General features: G+C 69.5%; 10 protein-coding genes. 5 read left to right on the top strand and 5 right to left on the bottom strand.

The window, feature by feature from the left end:
• Positions 1–126 precede the first annotated feature (126 nt).
• The gene (locus QHF84_RS41300) at positions 127–4,113 is read left to right on the top strand and encodes a protein kinase (protein ID WP_281319089.1); all 3,987 of its coding nucleotides are present in this window, start codon (positions 127–129) and stop codon (positions 4,111–4,113) included.
• 23 nt (positions 4,114–4,136) lie between these two features.
• Positions 4,137–5,006 (top strand): PAS domain-containing protein, encoded by an 870-nt coding sequence (locus tag QHF84_RS41305; RefSeq protein WP_281319090.1) that lies wholly within the window; start codon positions 4,137–4,139, stop codon positions 5,004–5,006.
• Between the two features lie 6 nt (positions 5,007–5,012).
• Here the strand turns inward: QHF84_RS41305 and QHF84_RS41310 are convergent, their stop codons facing one another.
• The 3 genes from QHF84_RS41310 to hisS are packed head-to-tail and all read right to left on the bottom strand — an operon-like array spanning position 5,013 to position 8,876.
• Positions 5,013–5,831 (bottom strand): hypothetical protein, encoded by an 819-nt coding sequence (locus QHF84_RS41310; RefSeq protein WP_281319091.1) that lies wholly within the window; start codon positions 5,829–5,831, stop codon positions 5,013–5,015.
• Between the two features lie 52 nt (positions 5,832–5,883).
• Positions 5,884–7,590: a hypothetical protein gene (locus QHF84_RS41315; protein ID WP_281319092.1), complete on the bottom strand. Its 1,707-nt coding sequence runs from the start codon at positions 7,588–7,590 to the stop codon at positions 5,884–5,886.
• Positions 7,587–8,876 carry a histidine--tRNA ligase gene (hisS, locus tag QHF84_RS41320; protein ID WP_281319093.1) on the bottom strand — a complete coding sequence of 430 codons (1,290 nt, stop codon included), beginning with the start codon at positions 8,874–8,876 and terminating at the stop codon, positions 7,587–7,589. The genes QHF84_RS41315 and hisS overlap by 4 nt, the downstream gene beginning before the upstream one ends.
• A gap of 92 nt (positions 8,877–8,968) precedes the next feature.
• Between hisS and ruvX the strand changes: the two genes are divergently transcribed.
• A complete protein-coding gene (gene ruvX / locus QHF84_RS41325; protein WP_281319094.1) occupies positions 8,969–9,466 on the top strand; it encodes a Holliday junction resolvase RuvX in 498 nt (165 codons plus the stop codon).
• Here the strand turns inward: ruvX and QHF84_RS41330 are convergent.
• Positions 9,463–11,082: a serine/threonine-protein kinase gene (locus tag QHF84_RS41330; RefSeq protein ID WP_281319095.1), complete on the bottom strand. Its 1,620-nt coding sequence runs from the start codon at positions 11,080–11,082 to the stop codon at positions 9,463–9,465. The genes ruvX and QHF84_RS41330 overlap by 4 nt on opposite strands.
• 288 nt (positions 11,083–11,370) lie before the next feature.
• Between QHF84_RS41330 and rpsO the strand changes: the two genes are divergently transcribed.
• Positions 11,371–11,637, top strand: a complete 267-nt coding sequence (gene rpsO / locus QHF84_RS41335) for a 30S ribosomal protein S15 (protein WP_281319096.1) — start codon at positions 11,371–11,373, stop codon at positions 11,635–11,637.
• A gap of 370 nt (positions 11,638–12,007) precedes the next feature.
• The gene (pnp, locus tag QHF84_RS41340; protein ID WP_281319097.1) at positions 12,008–14,299 is read left to right on the top strand and encodes a polyribonucleotide nucleotidyltransferase; all 2,292 of its coding nucleotides are present in this window, start codon (positions 12,008–12,010) and stop codon (positions 14,297–14,299) included.
• A gap of 101 nt (positions 14,300–14,400) precedes the next feature.
• Here the strand turns inward: pnp and lysA are convergent, their stop codons facing one another.
• Positions 14,401–15,705, bottom strand: a complete 1,305-nt coding sequence (lysA, locus tag QHF84_RS41345) for a diaminopimelate decarboxylase (protein WP_281319098.1) — start codon at positions 15,703–15,705, stop codon at positions 14,401–14,403.
• Between the last annotated feature and the right edge of the window lie 145 nt (positions 15,706–15,850).

Raw genomic sequence — 15,850 nt, forward strand, 5'->3', positions numbered from 1 at the left:
CGTCGCGGGCCTTTTGTCAAGGTGTCGGCCCTGACCAAGAGCCGCCCGGGTCGATCCAGAGGCGGCGCGAAGGGCCGCGAAATGACTTGGATGATCGCGCATCCGCCCGGATAGAATTCCGGGGCGATGTTGAAGCCAGGGATGCGGGTTGCCGCGCGCTTCGAGCTCGAAGATCACACGATTTCGGGCGGGATGGCCACGATCTACCGCGCGCGCGATCTGGAGACGGGCGCCGTGGTCGCGGTCAAGGTCCTCGGCGGACGCAACGTTCGCGAGATGGAGCGCTTCTCGGCCGAAGCCGTGCTCCTCGCCGAGCTCCGGCATCCAGGCATCGTCCGGTACGTGTCGCACGGATCGCTGCCCGAAGGAGAGCTGTTCCTCGTCATGGAGTGGCTCGAAGGCGAGGACCTCTCCGATCGCCTCGCGCGCGGCCGCCTGCCTCTCGACGAGGCGATCCGGCTCGCGCGGCGCGTGGCCGACGCGCTCGGCGCCGCGCACGCGCGCGGGATCGTTCATCGCGACGTGAAGCCGAGCAACGTGTTCCTGCCGCGCGGCGACGTCGACGAGGCGAAGCTCCTCGACTTCGGCATCGCGCGCCTCGGATACGGCCGGACGCTCGCGACACGCACGGGGACGCTGCTCGGGACACCCGGGTACATGGCGCCCGAGCAAGCACAAGGGCGCAAGGACGTCGACGCGCGCGCGGACGTGTTCTCCCTCGGCGCGATGCTCTTCGAGTGTTTGACCGGCAGGGCCGCGTTCGCCTCGGAGCAGCTCATGGCCACGCTCTCGCGCATCCTGTTCGAGGAGCCGCCGCGCGTGCGCACGATCCGCAGCGAGACGCCGGCCGCGCTCGATCTCCTGGTCTCGTCGATGCTCTGCAAGGATCCCTTGGGCAGACCGCGCGACGGATCGATGGTCGTCGCCGCACTCGACGCGCTCGGCCCTCTGCCCGGCGGGCCGCCGTCGAGCGAGCTCGTGCACTCGTCCGTGATGAGCCGGCCGGCGATCACGGTGCGCGAGCAGCAGCTCCTCTGCGTCGTGCTCGCGACGAGCACGTTCTCGAAGACGATCGCGGACGGAGACTCCACCGAGACGGACGTGACGCTGACGCCGGGGATGATGGCCGAGGCCATCATGCGGCGCAGCCTGCCGAGCTTGAACGGCGACGGGGTCAGCGCGACCGCGGGCACGCTCGACGATCTGAACGGCGCCGCAGCGGCGTACGGCGGCAAGCTCGAGCGGCTCGTCGATGGATCGCTGCTCGCGGTGTTCACGGGCGCCGCGGCCGCGATCGATCTCGCGGCGCGGGCCGCGCGCGCCGCGATGGCGATGCGCGAGCTTCTGCCGGGTGTTCCGATCGCGGTGGCGACGGGGCGTGGCCTCGTGGCGCAGCAGCTCCCGGTCGGCGAGGCCGCGGAGTCGGCCGCGCGTACGCTCTCGGCGGCGCGCCGTGACGGCGTGCGCATGGAGGGGCGGGTGTTCGTCGACGAGGTGACGGCGGGCCTGCTCGACGCGCGCTTCGACGTGCGGGAAGAGGATGGCGCGCGTGTGCTCGAAGCCGTGCGGGATCGCGCCGACGCGGCGCGCACGCTGCTCGGCAAGCCGAGCCCGTGCGTGGGGCGCGAGCGCGAGATCAGCACGCTCGTCGCGATCATGGAGGAGAGCATCGCGGAGCCGATCGCGCGCGTCTCGCTCGTGACGGGGCCCGCGGGCGTGGGCAAGTCGCGCGTCGCGACGGAGGTGCTGCGCAGGCTCGACGCGGCCGGGCACGATCTCGAAGTGTGGGTCGCGCGCGGCGATCCCATGGCCGCGGGCTCGACGTTCGGCATGCTCGCGCAGATCGTCCGCGCCGCCGCGGGCATCGAGGTCGGCGCGCTCGCGGCCGTGCAGGAGGAAAAACTCCTCGCGCGGGTCTCGTCGTGTGTCCCCGCCGAGGACGTCGTGCGCGTGACCGTCTTCCTCGGCGAGATCCTCGGCCTGCGTTTGCCCGCGGAGAGGAGCCACCTGCTCGCCGCGGCACGCGCGGACGCGATGCTGATGGGCGATCAGATGCGCCGCGCGTTCGAGGACTGGCTCTTCGCCGAGTGCACGACGAAGCCCGTGCTGCTTCTGCTCGACGATCTGCATTTCGGCGATCTGCCGACGGTGCGGCTCATCGACGCGGCGCTGCGGCACGCGCGGGAGAAGCCGCTCTGCGTGCTCGCGCTCGCGCGCACGGAGATCTCGCGGGTCTTCCCGCGCCTCTGGGAGGAGCGCGGCATGCAGGAGGTGCGCCTCGGCGAGCTCGGCCGGCGCGCGAGCGAGCAGCTCTGCAAGGTCTGGCTCGGCAGCAGCGTGACGTCCGAGCTCACGGCGCGCATCATCGAGCGCGCGGCGGGCAATCCGTTTTACCTCGAAGAGATCGTGCGCGCGGTGGCCTCGGGCCGCGGCGACGCGCTGCCCGGCACGGTGCTCGCGATGGTGCAAGCGCGCCTCGAAGAGCTCGAGCCCGTCGAGCGCCGCATCCTCCGCGCCGCCAGCGTGTTCGGCGACGTGTTCTGGCCGGCCGGCGTGGCCGCGCTCATCGGCGGCGAGAGAAAAGAGGCGTCGGTGCGTGATGCCCTCGGCACGCTCGTCGAGCGCGAGCTCGTCCTGCGCCGGACCTCGCGCAGGTTCCTCGATCAGGAGGATCACGCGTTCCGCAACGCGCTCGTGCGCGAGGCGGCGTACGCGACGCTCACGGACGCCGATCGCATGCTCGGCCATCGCCTCGCGGCCGCGTGGCTCGAATCGGTGGGCGAGACCGAGGCGATGGTGCTCGCGCAGCACCACGAGCGCGGCGGTGATCTGATCCGCGCGGCCTCGTGGTACGGGCGCGCGGCGGAGACGGCGCTCGAAGGCAGCGACTTCGAGGCCGTGATCGAGCGGAGCGAGCGGGCGATCACCTGCGGCGCGCAAGGCGAGGAGCTCGGTCGTCTGCGGCTGCGCCAGGCCGAGGCGTACCGCTGGCAAGGCAAGTTCACGGAGGCCGAGGAGCGAGGCCTCGAGGCGATCCACATCCTGCCCGCGGGCAGCGATCCGTGGCTCTTCGCGGTCGGCGAGATGGCGAGCGTGTTCGGCAAGCTCGGCAGCGTCGAGCGCGTCGAGGTCCTCGGCGACGCGCTGCTCACGGTCGCGTGCATGCAGGAGGCGCCGGCGAGCGACGGCCACATCGCGGCGCTCTCGCGCACCTCGACGTCGGCGCTCCTGCTCGGCAAGAACGAGCTCGCGGAGTCGCTGTTCAAGGAGCTCGAGCGGCTCGGGGGCGACTCGCAGAAGCCGCTCGCCCGCGGCTGGCTCGAGCGCGCGCGGGCGTTCCGCGCGCCGTTCGTCGGCGAGACGGGCGCCTCCGCGCGGTACTTCGCGCTCTCGGCCGAGGGGTTCGAGAAGGCCGGCGACGTGCGGAACGCGTGCCTGCAGCGCGCCAACTACGGCGCCTCGTGCCTCGAAGTCGGCGACTGGGTCGGCGCGGAGAAGGCGCTCGTGCCGGCGATCGTGGACGCCGAGCGCATGGGCGCGAAGCACATCGTCTCCTCGGCGCAACGTGACCTCGGGTATGCGCTCGCGCGGATGGGCCGGCTCGAAGAGGCGAAGACGCTCGAAGAGCAGGCCGTCGCGGAGTTCGCGGCGCACGGCGATCGCCGGCTCGAAGGCGTGGGGCGCGACGAGCTCGCGACGATCCACCTGATGATGGGCGACCTCGCGGAGGCGGAGGCCGAGGCGCGGCGCGCGGTGGATCGGCTCGCGGTCGCGCCGCCGTACCTCTGCCACGGACACGCGACGCTCGCGCGGGTGCTGCTCGCCGTGGGCAACGTGGAGGAGGCGCTCACGAACGCGCGCGCCTCGCGCAAGCTGCTCGCGGAGGTGGGCGCGCTCGAAGAAGGCGAGGGGCTCGTGCGGCTCATCCTGGCGCGCGCGCTCGATGCCGCGGGTCAGGTGGACGAGGCGCGCATGGTGCTCGCGGAGGCGCTGCAGGAGATCGATCGTCGCACCGCGACGATCGCGGATCCGGACGCGCGACGGACGTTCATCGTGATCCCCGAGCACGTGGAGACGCGCGAGATCGCGCAGGCCTGGGGGATCACGAGCTGAGCGCCTAGGGGGGCGAGATCGAAGTGGCGTTCCTTCTTCCGAACATCGAGCGCGACGACTGGAAGACGTTCCTGCTCCTCCAGCTCGTCCTCGATACGATCCCCGATCCCATCTTCGTCAAGGACCGCGCTCACCGCGTGATCGCCTGCAACCAGGGGTTTTGCCGCCTGATCGGTCAGCCGTACGAGGTGCTGATCGGCGCGAGTGATCCCGACTTCATGCCGAAGGAACAGGCCGAGGTCTTCTGGCACTTCGACGACGTCGTGTTCCGCAGCGGTCAGTCGAACGAGAACGAGGAGCTCGCCACGAGCTCGGACGGCATCACGCGCACCATCTGGACACGCAAGTTCCCGCTGCGGAACATCAGCGGCGACGTGGTCGGGCTCTGCGGGGTCGTGACGGACATCACGACCATGAAGGAGCGCCTGCAGCGGGCGGAGCGGCTCGAAGCGGAGAACCGCGAGCAACGCGCGGTCATCGAGGCGCAGACGGCGATGCTCGATCAGATGAGCATGCCGGTGCTCCACGTCGGGCAGGGCGTGCTCCTCTTGCCGCTGATCGGCGAGATCAGCGATCGGCGGGCGGAGCGCGCGCTGCAAACGTTGCTCGGCGTCATTCACGAGCGCGGCGCGGAGATCGTCATCTTCGACGTGACGGGCGTCCCGCGGTTCGATACGGCCGTCGCGGGGCACCTCGTGCGCGCCGTGCAAGCGACGGAGCTCCTCGGCTGCCAGAGCGTGCTCGTGGGCATCGGCCCGGAGATCGCGCGGACGCTGGTGGAGCTCCAGGTCGATTTCGGGCGCGTCGCGATCCGGGCCACGCTGCAGGACGGCATAACGTTTGCGATGAAGGCGCGCGACCGGCGCCTTCGTCTGCCGACCGGCCGCGCGTGAAGCTCGTCAGCGGCTTTTCGTCCAGAAGGGCGGGTGCTGCGTGTTGCCCTCGTTCTTCGCGAGCGTCGCTTGAGCGGGGGTTCCTGTGCGGAGGATCTTTTCGACCTCGCCGGTGACGCCGTCTGCCCATTTCGTGGCGGCCTCGATGCCGGCCGGGAAAAAGCCGTAATGCCAGCCGTCGCCGCCGTCGGGGTAGGACGAGAGCTTGCGGCTGTCGACGAGGTGGCAGGCGGGCGGAGCCTTCGGATCGTCCTCGGCGGCCTTGATGCCGGCGCGTAACATCGCGTAGACCTTGTCGCCGAAGGCCGGCGACCATTTTCGCATCGAGGGCGGCCCGATCCAGACGCAGACGGTATTCGGATGCGACTTGATTCGCCGGATCGTCTGCTCGACGTTCCCGGCTTGCAGCGACGGCTCCCCGGGCATGTTGCTGCCGAGCCCGACGAGCACGACTTGCTTTTCGTACGTGCCGGGCGGCGCGAGCAATTCATCGATCGCCGGCGCGCGCAGCTTGCGCTCGGGCAGCCGGGCCCGCGCGAGGATCGGCGCCTTGTCGCAGCTATGGTAATGGTAGCCGCGCAGCGATACCTTCGCGGTGATGAGCCACTCCGTGGACGCGCCGCCGAGCGTGTAGCTCTCGACCTCGGCCTCTTTTTGCGCGAGGAGCCAGCCGTCGAGCCGGTCGCCGAAGGCCGTGAGCCCGTGCGAATCGTAGACCGCGACGAATCGGACTCGCCCGCACGGCGCCGCCTGCGCCTCTTCCCGGGTCACGAGGAGCGAGGCGAGCGCAATCCCCAGGGTGAGCACGCGACGAAAAGCAAGCACACGCCTACGTTACCACGCCATTCGCCGCGCGGAAAGGCCCCGCGTGGCCGAGCTATTTGCTGAGCGTGATCGGGATGTAAGCGAGGCGCATCTTGGACATCGTCCCCTCGCGCGTATACCCCGCCAAACCGTAGAGGACGTTCCACCAGTGGCCGACGGGCGATTGCCCGTACGAAAAGAACGGGAAGAAGTGGAACTCCCATTCGGATCCGCCCGGGACCTTCTTCTCGCGATAGAACGTGTTCAAAGCGAGCTGCGAGACGCCGTCCTGGTCGGCGAATCGGAAGAAGCCCGGCAGCACGACGGTCGCGCGTGACGTCGGCGAGGCGAAATCCCACACGAACGGCGCGAGCACGAGGTGCGACGATTGATTCGTGCGCCCCATGTGGAAGATGGGGAAGAAATTCGCGGCCCAGCCCGTGGTGTCGGCGCGATAGCGGAAGAGCGGCGTGATCCAGGTCTCGTCGCTGAGGCCGTATCGCTGGAACCGGCCATAGAACGGGAAGATCGCGAGCTCCTTGCCGCGCGGCGACTCGCCCTTGTAGAAGAACGGCAAGAAGAGCTTCCGATCGAGGCCGATGTCGGGATCACGATAATGCCAGTAGAGCGGCGTGATCATCTCGAGCTCGGTGCGGCCCTGGTAATGGGCATAGCCCCAGGTCGCGAACGTCTTCTCGCCCTTCTCGCCGCGCTCCCACCAGAAGAGCGGCGTCACGAGCCGCGAGGCATTGCCCTCGTAGCCATAATGAAACAGCGGGAAGACCGTGAGGTGTTCCTTGTTCTTGCCCCAGGTATGCCAGTAGAACGGCACGACGTGGCGGCTGTCGCCGTCGCTGTCGTGGCGGCGGATGTACGGGCCCCAGACGTTGAGCCAGCTCTCGCCGATCTCGTTGTAACGATAATAATGGAGCAGCGGCGGGATGACCTCGTATTCGGTCGTCTCGTTCCGGCCGTAGAAATAGAGCGGCGCGACGCCGAGGTCGATGTCGTCGGCGGTGCGCGTGTCACACGCAGGGCCGCCCTTCCATTTGCAGAACATCGGGCCGACGATGTCGAGGCCGTCGTGATCCGTGTGCTGCGTGAACGTGAGCAGCGGCGGGATGTGCAGGTAACTCTTCGTGCCCGTCTTCCCCTCGAAGAAGAGCGGGGGCAGGAGGTTCATGTGGCTCGCCGGCTGCTTCGCCGTGGCCTCACGCTCCTGATGCACGTACGGGCCTACGACCGTCGTGCGGGTCTGGCCGTCACGGAGCCGCCAGAACAGCGGGAAAAGGACGTCGGCGTCGGCCTTGGGGCTCCGGCGATTGTAATAAAAGAGGCCGAAGAGGCTGGCGCGATCCTTCTCCTCGGGTTTCTTCCACTCGGCCCACAGGGGAAAAAGCGTGCGAAATTCGTATTTCGGGCTCTTCTCCGAATACCAGAGCCCATAAAAGCGGCGCTCGGTGGGCGAGAGGGGCGGCGTCGCTTCCAGGTCGGCGCTCGTTCCTAGGCGCTTCGCCACGGCCGGCGGGACCGAAAGCGGCTCCTGCGGCAGCGAAGGCTCCTGCGTCTGGAGCTGCGAGGTTTCGTCCGCGCCGGAGGCGGCGTGCGTCTGCGGCTGGTCCGACGGCGGCTGCTTCGGGCGCCCCTGAGACGGAGGAGGACCACCCCCAGGGCCACCCGGGCCCATGCCTCCCTGCGCGAGCGCAACCCCAGGGACCGCGACGAGCGCCGCGATCACGAGGGAGGCCAGCGAGGCGCCGCGCCTTCGGAGGACGCTCACCGCGCCTCGCCCGGCGGAGGAGACACCTCGGCCCGCGCCCGCGCCGCAAGGACGTCCGCCGCATCCGCGAGCGGTACCTCGTCCTGCTTGTGACCCGCGAGATCCTTGACCGACACGATGCCCCGTTCGAGCTCGCCGTCGCCGAGGATCACGCAGAGCTTCGCGCCGAGCGAGTCGGCGCGGCGGAGCATCGCCTTGAGGCGCCCGCCACGTCCGTCGACCTCGACACGCACGCCGCGCGCGCGGAGGTCACGGCCGAGGACGAGCGCGCGGCTCGTGCACGCCTCCGAGAGCGGCGCGACGTAGACCGCGGGGCGCTCACGCGAGGCCTCGCCGGGCATCAACGTGAGCAGCCGCTCGATGCCCATCGCGAAGCCGATCGCCGACACGCTCGGGCCGCCGAGACCTTCGATCATGTTGTCGTAACGGCCTCCGCCGACGACCGTGCTCTGCGCGCCGAGATCACCGCTGGTCGTGACGAACTCGAAGAGCGTGCGCGTGTAGTAGTCGAGTCCGCGCACGAGCGTCGGGTCGACGACGTACCGCACGTCGAGCGCATCGAGGTGGCGGCGCACGCCCGCGAAGTGCGCAGCGTCGGCCTCGTCGAGCAGCTCGAGGATCGAGGGCGCGCCCTTCGAGGCTTCGCGATCACGCGGGTCCTTCGAGTCGAGGATGCGCAGCGGGTTTTTCTCCAGCCGGCGCTGCGAGTCCTCGGAGAGTTTGTCCTTCATCGGCGTGAAGTACGAGACGAGCGCGTCGCGGTAGCGCGCACGCGTGCCCGACGCGCCGAGCGAGTTCAGCCGCACCTCGATGTTGCCGATGCCGAGCCCCGTGTTGAGCAGCGAGAGGATCATCTCGATCATCTCGGCGTCGGCGAGCGGTCCTGCATCACCGTAGAGCTCGCAGCCCGCCTGATAAAACTGGCGGTAGCGGCCCTTCGCCGGGCGTTCGCCGCGGAACATCGGGCCGAGGTAGTACCAGCGCGAGACGGGCTCCTTCGTGTGGATCTTGTGCTCGACGTACGCGCGCGCCGCGCCGGCCGTGCCCTCGGGGCGCACGGTGAGCTCGTCGCCGTGACGCGCGAACGAGTACATCTCCTTCTCCACGACGTCGGTCGTCTCGCCGATCTGCCGCGAGAAGAGCGCGGTGTGTTCGAGGATCGGCGTGCGCACCTCGTCGTAGCCGTACCGAGCGACGTGCTCGCGGAACGCCTGCTCGAGGCGCTGCCAGCGCGCCGCCTCGTCCGGCAGGATGTCGTTCATCCCCTTGACCGCGCGAAGTTCCATGTCCGCCGCGGCTTATGGTCGGAGAGCCGAGAAGGGTCAAGCTCTGCCGACCTCTTGACGTACGACGGGGTCTGTCCTCCCTTGTCCCGGGTATGGCAGAGCGTCCTGAGCGTCCCCGAACCTGTGCGCTCGACCTGGGCAAGGCCCGGGTCGGCGTGGCCATCGCCGACGAGCTCGGCTTGCTCGCGCACCCCCGGCCCCCGCTCGACGGGCGCGACAAAAAGGCGTTGATTCGCGCCCTTGGCGAGCTCGCCCGCGAGGAAGGGGTGGGGCTCTTCCTGGTCGGCCTGCCGCTCGACATGTCCGGCGCACACGGCCCGATGGCCACACGCGCCGCCGACCTCGCCCAGGAAATCAGCCAGGCCACGGGCGTGCCCGTGGAGATGTTCGACGAACGCTGGACGACCGTGGAGGCGGCCCGGAAGCTCCGGGAGGGCGGCACCTCGGCCAAGCGGCAAAAAGGCGTCATCGACGGGATGGCCGCCGCCGTGATGCTCCAGGCCTACCTCGACCGCACCCAGGGCCTCGGCAGCGTCGACACGCTGGCCATGCCGCCGCCGCCTCCGCGTGGCCGGGGCGGGAGACGCTAGAGCGCCTTCTTGTTCTCGCCGTCGAGCATCAGGTGCGCGATCAGCGCCGCGACGAGGGCGATGACGAGCAGGAGCACGTCCCACACGGGCCACGCCACGCCGACCGCGCGCCGGAGCAGCACGGACTCGATGAGCCGCACGAGCATCGAGCCAAACCCGTAGGCGCACAGGCCCACGACGACCGGGCGACGCAGCCGCCCGAGCAGCTCGATCGCCTTCACCGTGTTGCCCCAGACCGCCTTCCGCATGTGGCGGATGAACAGGATGATCGGCGTCGCGAGCGCGACCGGGATGAGCAAGAGGAGCAGGACGGACTCCGAGACGGTCAGGTTCGCCGTCGCACCGCCGCCGCGCGTGATGCGGAAGATGGAGGCCGCGGTCGTGATGAGGCCGCCGAGCGTGAAGAAGACGCCGAGCGCCGTCATGAGCACGAGCATCGGCCGCGCCATCGTGGCCTCTTGCTGCTGCTTGATGAAGAGCGCAGACGGGCGCGCCGCGGTCCCGGTCGCGGTCGCGTCGCCGATGGGGACCATCGCGGCGCTGGCAGGTTCTTCCGTGTCCCAGGGCGCGAGATCGGCGTCGAGTTCGGCCATGCTCTGGTGACGATCGTTCGGCTCCTTGGCCATCGCGCGCTGGATGACCATCTCCAGCGTCTCGGGGATGCTCGGCTCGAGCGCGCGTGGCCTTTGCGGATCCTCGGAGAGCACGGCCATGAGCGTCGCCGCAGGGTCGCCGTGATCGAAGGGGCGCTTGCCCGTGAGCGCGCAGTAGAGCATCGCGCCGACGGCGTAGATGTCGGCGCGGTGGTCGACGCGGTGACCACGAGCCTGCTCGGGCGCCATGTACGAGGGCGTGCCCATGATCATGCCCGTGCGCGTGAGCGCCTTGCCCGTCGCGTTGTCCTCGACCTTCGAGATGCCGAAGTCGATCACCTTCGCCGTCGGTCGGTTCAGGTCGCCGATGAGGAAGACGTTCTCCGGCTTCATGTCGCGATGCACGACGCCCTTCGCGTGCGCGGCGGCGAGCGCCTTGCAGACTTGCCGGACGATCCGCACGGCCTGCGGCACGGACATCTTGCCCATCTGCGTGAGCAGGTCGGCGAACTCCTTGCCGTCGAGCAGCTCGCTGATGATGAAGGGGCGACCGTCGGCGGTGCGATCGATGTCGTAGACATCGATGACGTGGGGGCTCTTGATCTGCGCCGCGGCCTCGGCTTCGCGCTGGAAGCGGGAGAGCACGTCGGGCTGACGCGCGTACTCCGGGTGCAGCATCTTGATGGCGAAGCGCTTCGAGCCGATGCGCGTGTGGCGCGCCTCGTAGACGCGGCCCATGCCGCCTTCGCCGATCACGCGGACGATGGTGTACGACTCGCGCAGGGTCTGGCCGACGAGCTCGTCCTGCGTCTCGTCTTGGAGCTCGGCGCCGTCCTTCGGGCAGACCTTGTACTCGCCCGGATAACGGCTGTTGCACGTCGGGCAGAGGCGCTGGGCGGCGGCGACGCCTGCGACGAACGAGTCGGCCGATCCGTACCCGGTGGCCGCGGAGCCAATCCCGGTCAGATTCGTCGTCGCGGGGCCCACGACGATCGACGGCTGCGGCGACGAGGACGCTGCCATGTGCGGAGAAGCCCCCGAATCGGGGGGCCGAACATTACCGGCCATCGCGACGCAGACTAGCGGAAGTCGGCTTCCCGGGGGTGACAATCCCGCGGCTCACCTCGTCTGTCCGGCCCCGAGGCGAGCCGTCCGTTGACCGAACGGACGAGATGCGTATACTGCGCGTCCGTTTTTCGTTCGGCCCGATCACGTGGGCACGCGCCGCTCCGGGCGCGCGCTCGCCGTCGGGCGTCACTTGGACGACCCGGCGCTCGGCAGCGCATGGGTACGCCGAGGAGTGTCAGAGCGATGCTTCATCCGATCCACAAGACCTCGATCATCGACAAGTTCCGCACGCACGAGGGCGACACCGGCTCTCCCGAGGTGCAGATCGCGCTCCTCAGCGAGCGGATCACGCAGCTCACGGAGCACTTCAAGACGCACAAGAAGGACCACCACTCGCGCCGTGGTCTCCTCAAGCTCGTCAGCCAGCGCCGCCGCCAGCTCGACTACTTGAAGCGGATCGACATCGAGCGCTACCGGTCGCTCATCAGCCGCCTCAACATCCGCAAGTAAGCGCACAGGCGCGAGCGACGAGAGGGTTCGTTCCCCGGAAAGGGAGCGAGCCCTCTTCGTTTTTGTGCGTTTTGTCCGGGCAACTTATCGAAGTGTTTCCGGAAGAACGGCTCGTTGGTCCGCCGAAAAAAGTGGCGGGTTCGGGCGGGAGGCTCTACACAGAGAGCCGAAATACGTCGGTTTGGACAATAGAACGGGGCGCGGGGGCGTTCCCCGAGGCCGTGAGCGCTACGGAGCGTCTTCGTCTTCGCTTCGTGCCCAGCAGCGCTGCTGCTCCTGGGCAGGAATCGAGGAAGAAGATCCGCCTTGCGCTCGGATGTCAGGGTCTTCGGGAGCGCGATCGCGCGCCGCGAGAGAGAGCGCAAGACACATGTACGTTCGTGAATCCGTCATGGTCGGCGGCCGAGCCCTCACGCTCGAGACCGGCCGTCTGGCCAAGCAAGCCCATGGATCCGTGCTCGTCACCTACGGCGAGACGATGGTCCTCGTGACCGCCGTGTCGCAGGACGAGCGGCCCGGGCTCGATTTCTTCCCCCTCACCTGCGAGTTCGTCGAGAAGACGTACGCCGCCGGCAAGATCCCGGGCGGCTTCTTCAAGCGCGAGGCGCGCCAGCGCGACGAGGAGATCCTCGCCTGCCGCATCATGGACCGCCCGCTTCGCCCGCTCTTCCCCGAGGGCTTCAAGAAGGACACGCAGATCATCGCGACCGTCCTTTCGAGCGACAAGCAGAACAAGGCCGACGTCCTCGCCCTCACGGGCGCGAGCGCGGCGCTGCACATCTCGGACATCCCGTGGAACGGGCCCGTCGTCGGCGTGCGCGTCGGCCGCAAGGCCGGCGAGTTCGTGGCGTACCCGACCGCGAGCGAGATCGAGGAGTGCGACATCGACCTCGTCGTCGCCTGCTCGCGCGACGCGATCGTGATGGTCGAGGGCGGCGCCGCCGAGGCGACCGAGAGCGACATCATCGACGCGCTCATGTTCGCGCACGAGACGGCCCAGCCCGTGATCGATCTCATCGAGCGCATCCGCCAGGCGGTGGGCAAGCCGAAGAAGGCGTTCCAGGCCCCGCAGCTCGAGGACACGATCAAGACGCGCGTCGCCGAGATCGTGGACAACGACCTCAAGTCGGCGACCCGCGTGACCGACAAGAAGGCGCGTTACGAGGGGTACTCGGCGCTCAAGAAGAAGCTCGGCGAGACGCTGCTCGCGGAGCTCGGCGCGGAGAAGTACCTCGCGAACGAGAAGCTCATCAAGGCGGAGTTCGAGGAGCGCAAGGCGCACGTCGTGCGGACCTACGTCCTCGACGAGGGCAAGCGCATCGACGGCCGCGACACGCGCACCATCCGGCCGATCATGTGCGAAGCGGGGCTGCTCCCGCGCGTGCACGGCAGTTCGCTCTTCCAGCGCGGCGAGACGCAGGCGATCGTGACGACGACGCTCGGCACCTCGACGGACGAGCAGAAGATCGACGGCTTGATGGGGGAGAGCTGGAAGCGCTTCTACCTCCACTACAACTTCCCGCCCTTCTCGACGGGCGAGACGAAGCCGATGCGCGGCCCGGGCCGTCGCGAGATCGGGCACGGCGCCCTCGCCGAGCGCGCTCTCTCCCGCATGATCCCCGCGCAGGAGCAGTTCCCCTACACGATCCGCATCGTGAGCGAGACGCTCGAGTCGAACGGCTCGTCGTCGATGGCGGCCGTCTGCGGCGGTTGCCTCTCGCTGATGGACGCGGGCGTGCCGATCAAGTCGCCCGTCGCCGGCATCGCGATGGGCCTCATCGCCGAGGGCAACAAGTACGCGATCCTGAGCGACATCCTCGGCGACGAGGACCACCTCGGCGACATGGACTTCAAGGTCTGCGGCACGGCGCGCGGCGTGACGGCGATCCAGATGGACATCAAGATCGCGGGCCTGTCGCGGGCGATCCTGGCGCAGGCGCTCGATCAGGCGCGCGAGGGTCGGCTGCACATCCTCGGCAAGATGCTGGAGGCGCTGCCCGCGCCGCGGCCGGAGCTCAGCCAGTACGCGCCGCGCATCACGACGATCAAGGTCAAGCCCGACCAGATCCGCCTGATCATCGGCCCCGGCGGCAAGACCATCAAGGGCATCGTCGATCAGACGGGCGTCGCGATCGACGTGGAGGACGACGGCACGGTAAACGTGGCGTCGCCGGACGCGGACGCCGTGAAGAAGGCGCTCGACATCATCAAGGGCCTCACGGCGGAGCCCGAGGTCGGCGCGGTCTACAAGGGCACGGTCAAGCGCATCACGGACTTCGGCGCGTTCGTCGAGATCCTCCCGGGCACCGACGGCCTCGTGCACATCTCGGAGCTCGCGCACACGCGGGTCGAGCGCGTCGAGGACGTGGTGAAGGAAGGCGACACGGTCGAGGTGAAGGTCGTGAGCGTCGACCGCGAGGGCAAGATCCGCCTGAGCCGTCGCGAAGTGCTGCCGCTGCCCGAGGGGCAAGCCGGCGTCGAGGCGAAGGCGCGTCTCGATCAGGCGCGCGAGCGCGACGCGGCCGGTGGTCCGCCGCCGCGCCGGAGCGAGCCGGGTCGTGACGGCCCCCGCGGCGATCGTCCGCCGCGCGGGGATCGTGGTGACCGCGGGGATCGTCCCCCGCGCGATCGCGGCGACCGTCCGCCGCGCGAGCGTCGCTGAACGAGGTGGATCGACATGATCAACGTCGTCGACGTTGATCATGTCGACATCGCCCAAACAAAGGGGGCGGCCCTCACGGGCTTGCCCCCTTCGTTTTTTTGTCAGCCGAAGAGGCGAGACACGGCCCAAGCCGCGGCGTCGCGCGAGTGATGGATCGTCGCCACGCGGCCGCCCACAAGGAAGATCTCCGTCGGCAGCCCGCGCCCGTTGTACTCGCTCGCCATCACGAAGCCGTACGCGCCGGCGTCGCGGAGGATCACGGCGCGCGGCAGCGGATCCGCGAAGGGATGCTCGCCGAAGTCGTCGGAGCTCTCGCAGACGGGACCCACGACGCGGTAGCCGGGCGCCGTGCCTGCGGCGGGCGGAGGCGCGTCGATCGGCTCGATGCGGTGCTTGGCGCCGTAAAGCGCGGGGCGGATGAGATCGTTCATGCCCGCGTCGATCATGAGCCACCGCCGCGCGGGCTCGCCACGCGAGCGCTTCGCCATCACCACGCTCGCGCAGAGCACGCCGTACGGCGCCACGAGCGCGCGCCCCGGCTCGACGACGATCCGCGTGCCGGCGAAGCCTCGCTCCGCGACGAGGCGTGTCGCCGCCCGCGCGAAATCCGCGGGCGAAACAGGGCACCCCGCGCCGTAGTCGATGCCGTAGCCGCCGCCGAGATCGAGGTACGCGAGGGGCCTGCCCGCGGCGCGGCGCTCGGCCGCGAGATCGAGCACCACGCGCGCGCCTTCGAGGTACTCGTCCGTGCGCGTGAGCTGCGAGCCGATGTGACAGCCGATACCCACGAGCTCGAGCGCGCCGTCCGCCGCGTCGACCGCTTCGTACGCCGCCGTAAGATCGGCGAGCGCGATGCCGAACTTCGCTTCGTCGTGGCCCGTCGCCACGTGCGCGTGCGTGTCGGCCTCGATGCTCGGGTTCACGCGGAACGCCACACGCGCCTTGCGCCCGAGCGCGCGGGCGCGGGCCGCGGCGCGCCCGATCTCCTCGACGCTCTCCATCTGCAGCGCGAGGATCCCGCGATCGCCGGCGCCGATCGCCTGATCGATCTCGCGCGCCGTCTTCGCGACGCCGCTGAACAGGATCGACTCCGCGGGGATGCCTGCGCCGAGCGCCACGGCGAGCTCGCCGCCGGAGACCACCTCGGCCCCGCAGCCGGCGGCCCCGAGCGCGCGCACGATGGGCCCCGCCGTGTTCGCTTTGACCGCGTAGGCGATCAAGTGCGGCGCGCCTTCGAACCCAGCGGAAAGATCCCGCGCTGCCTGCACGATCGCGTCTACGTCGTACACGTAGGCGGGGGTGCGCGGTCGTTCTGTGCTTTCTCCGGGCTCCGTCCCGAGGTCGAGGAGGTCCTCGAGGCGCAGACCGCCCATCGTGGCGGCCCCGCGCGCGTCGCGTTTCAGCATGGGCCTCGGGTAGCGCGGCGCGGGCAGGGGGTAAAGCCGGCATGGCGCGGGGCGTCGAGCGGGCTCGTCCCGTGCGACCCGGGAGGCCCCCCGTTCCACGTCGGACGGCTCACGGAGCTTCCTAGCGGAAGGCCCCTGTTAGCGG

The organism is Polyangium sp. y55x31 (assembly GCF_029946505.1).
Classification (GTDB): Bacteria; Myxococcota_A; Polyangia; order Polyangiales; family Polyangiaceae; genus Polyangium.

Bases quoted from the DNA above. Each gene is read 5' to 3' on its own strand.
- QHF84_RS41300 (WP_281319089.1), top strand. From the start codon at position 127: ATGTTGAAGCCAGGGATGCGGGTTGCCGCGCGCTTCGAGCTCGAAGAT.
- hisS (WP_281319093.1), bottom strand. From the start codon at position 8,876: ATGGAACTTCGCGCGGTCAAGGGGATGAACGACATCCTGCCGGACGAG.
- ruvX (WP_281319094.1), top strand. From the start codon at position 8,969: ATGGCAGAGCGTCCTGAGCGTCCCCGAACCTGTGCGCTCGACCTGGGC.
- QHF84_RS41330 (WP_281319095.1), bottom strand. From the start codon at position 11,082: ATGGCAGCGTCCTCGTCGCCGCAGCCGTCGATCGTCGTGGGCCCCGCG.
- rpsO (WP_281319096.1), top strand. From the start codon at position 11,371: ATGCTTCATCCGATCCACAAGACCTCGATCATCGACAAGTTCCGCACG.
- pnp (WP_281319097.1), top strand. From the start codon at position 12,008: ATGTACGTTCGTGAATCCGTCATGGTCGGCGGCCGAGCCCTCACGCTC.
- lysA (WP_281319098.1), bottom strand. From the start codon at position 15,705: ATGCTGAAACGCGACGCGCGCGGGGCCGCCACGATGGGCGGTCTGCGC.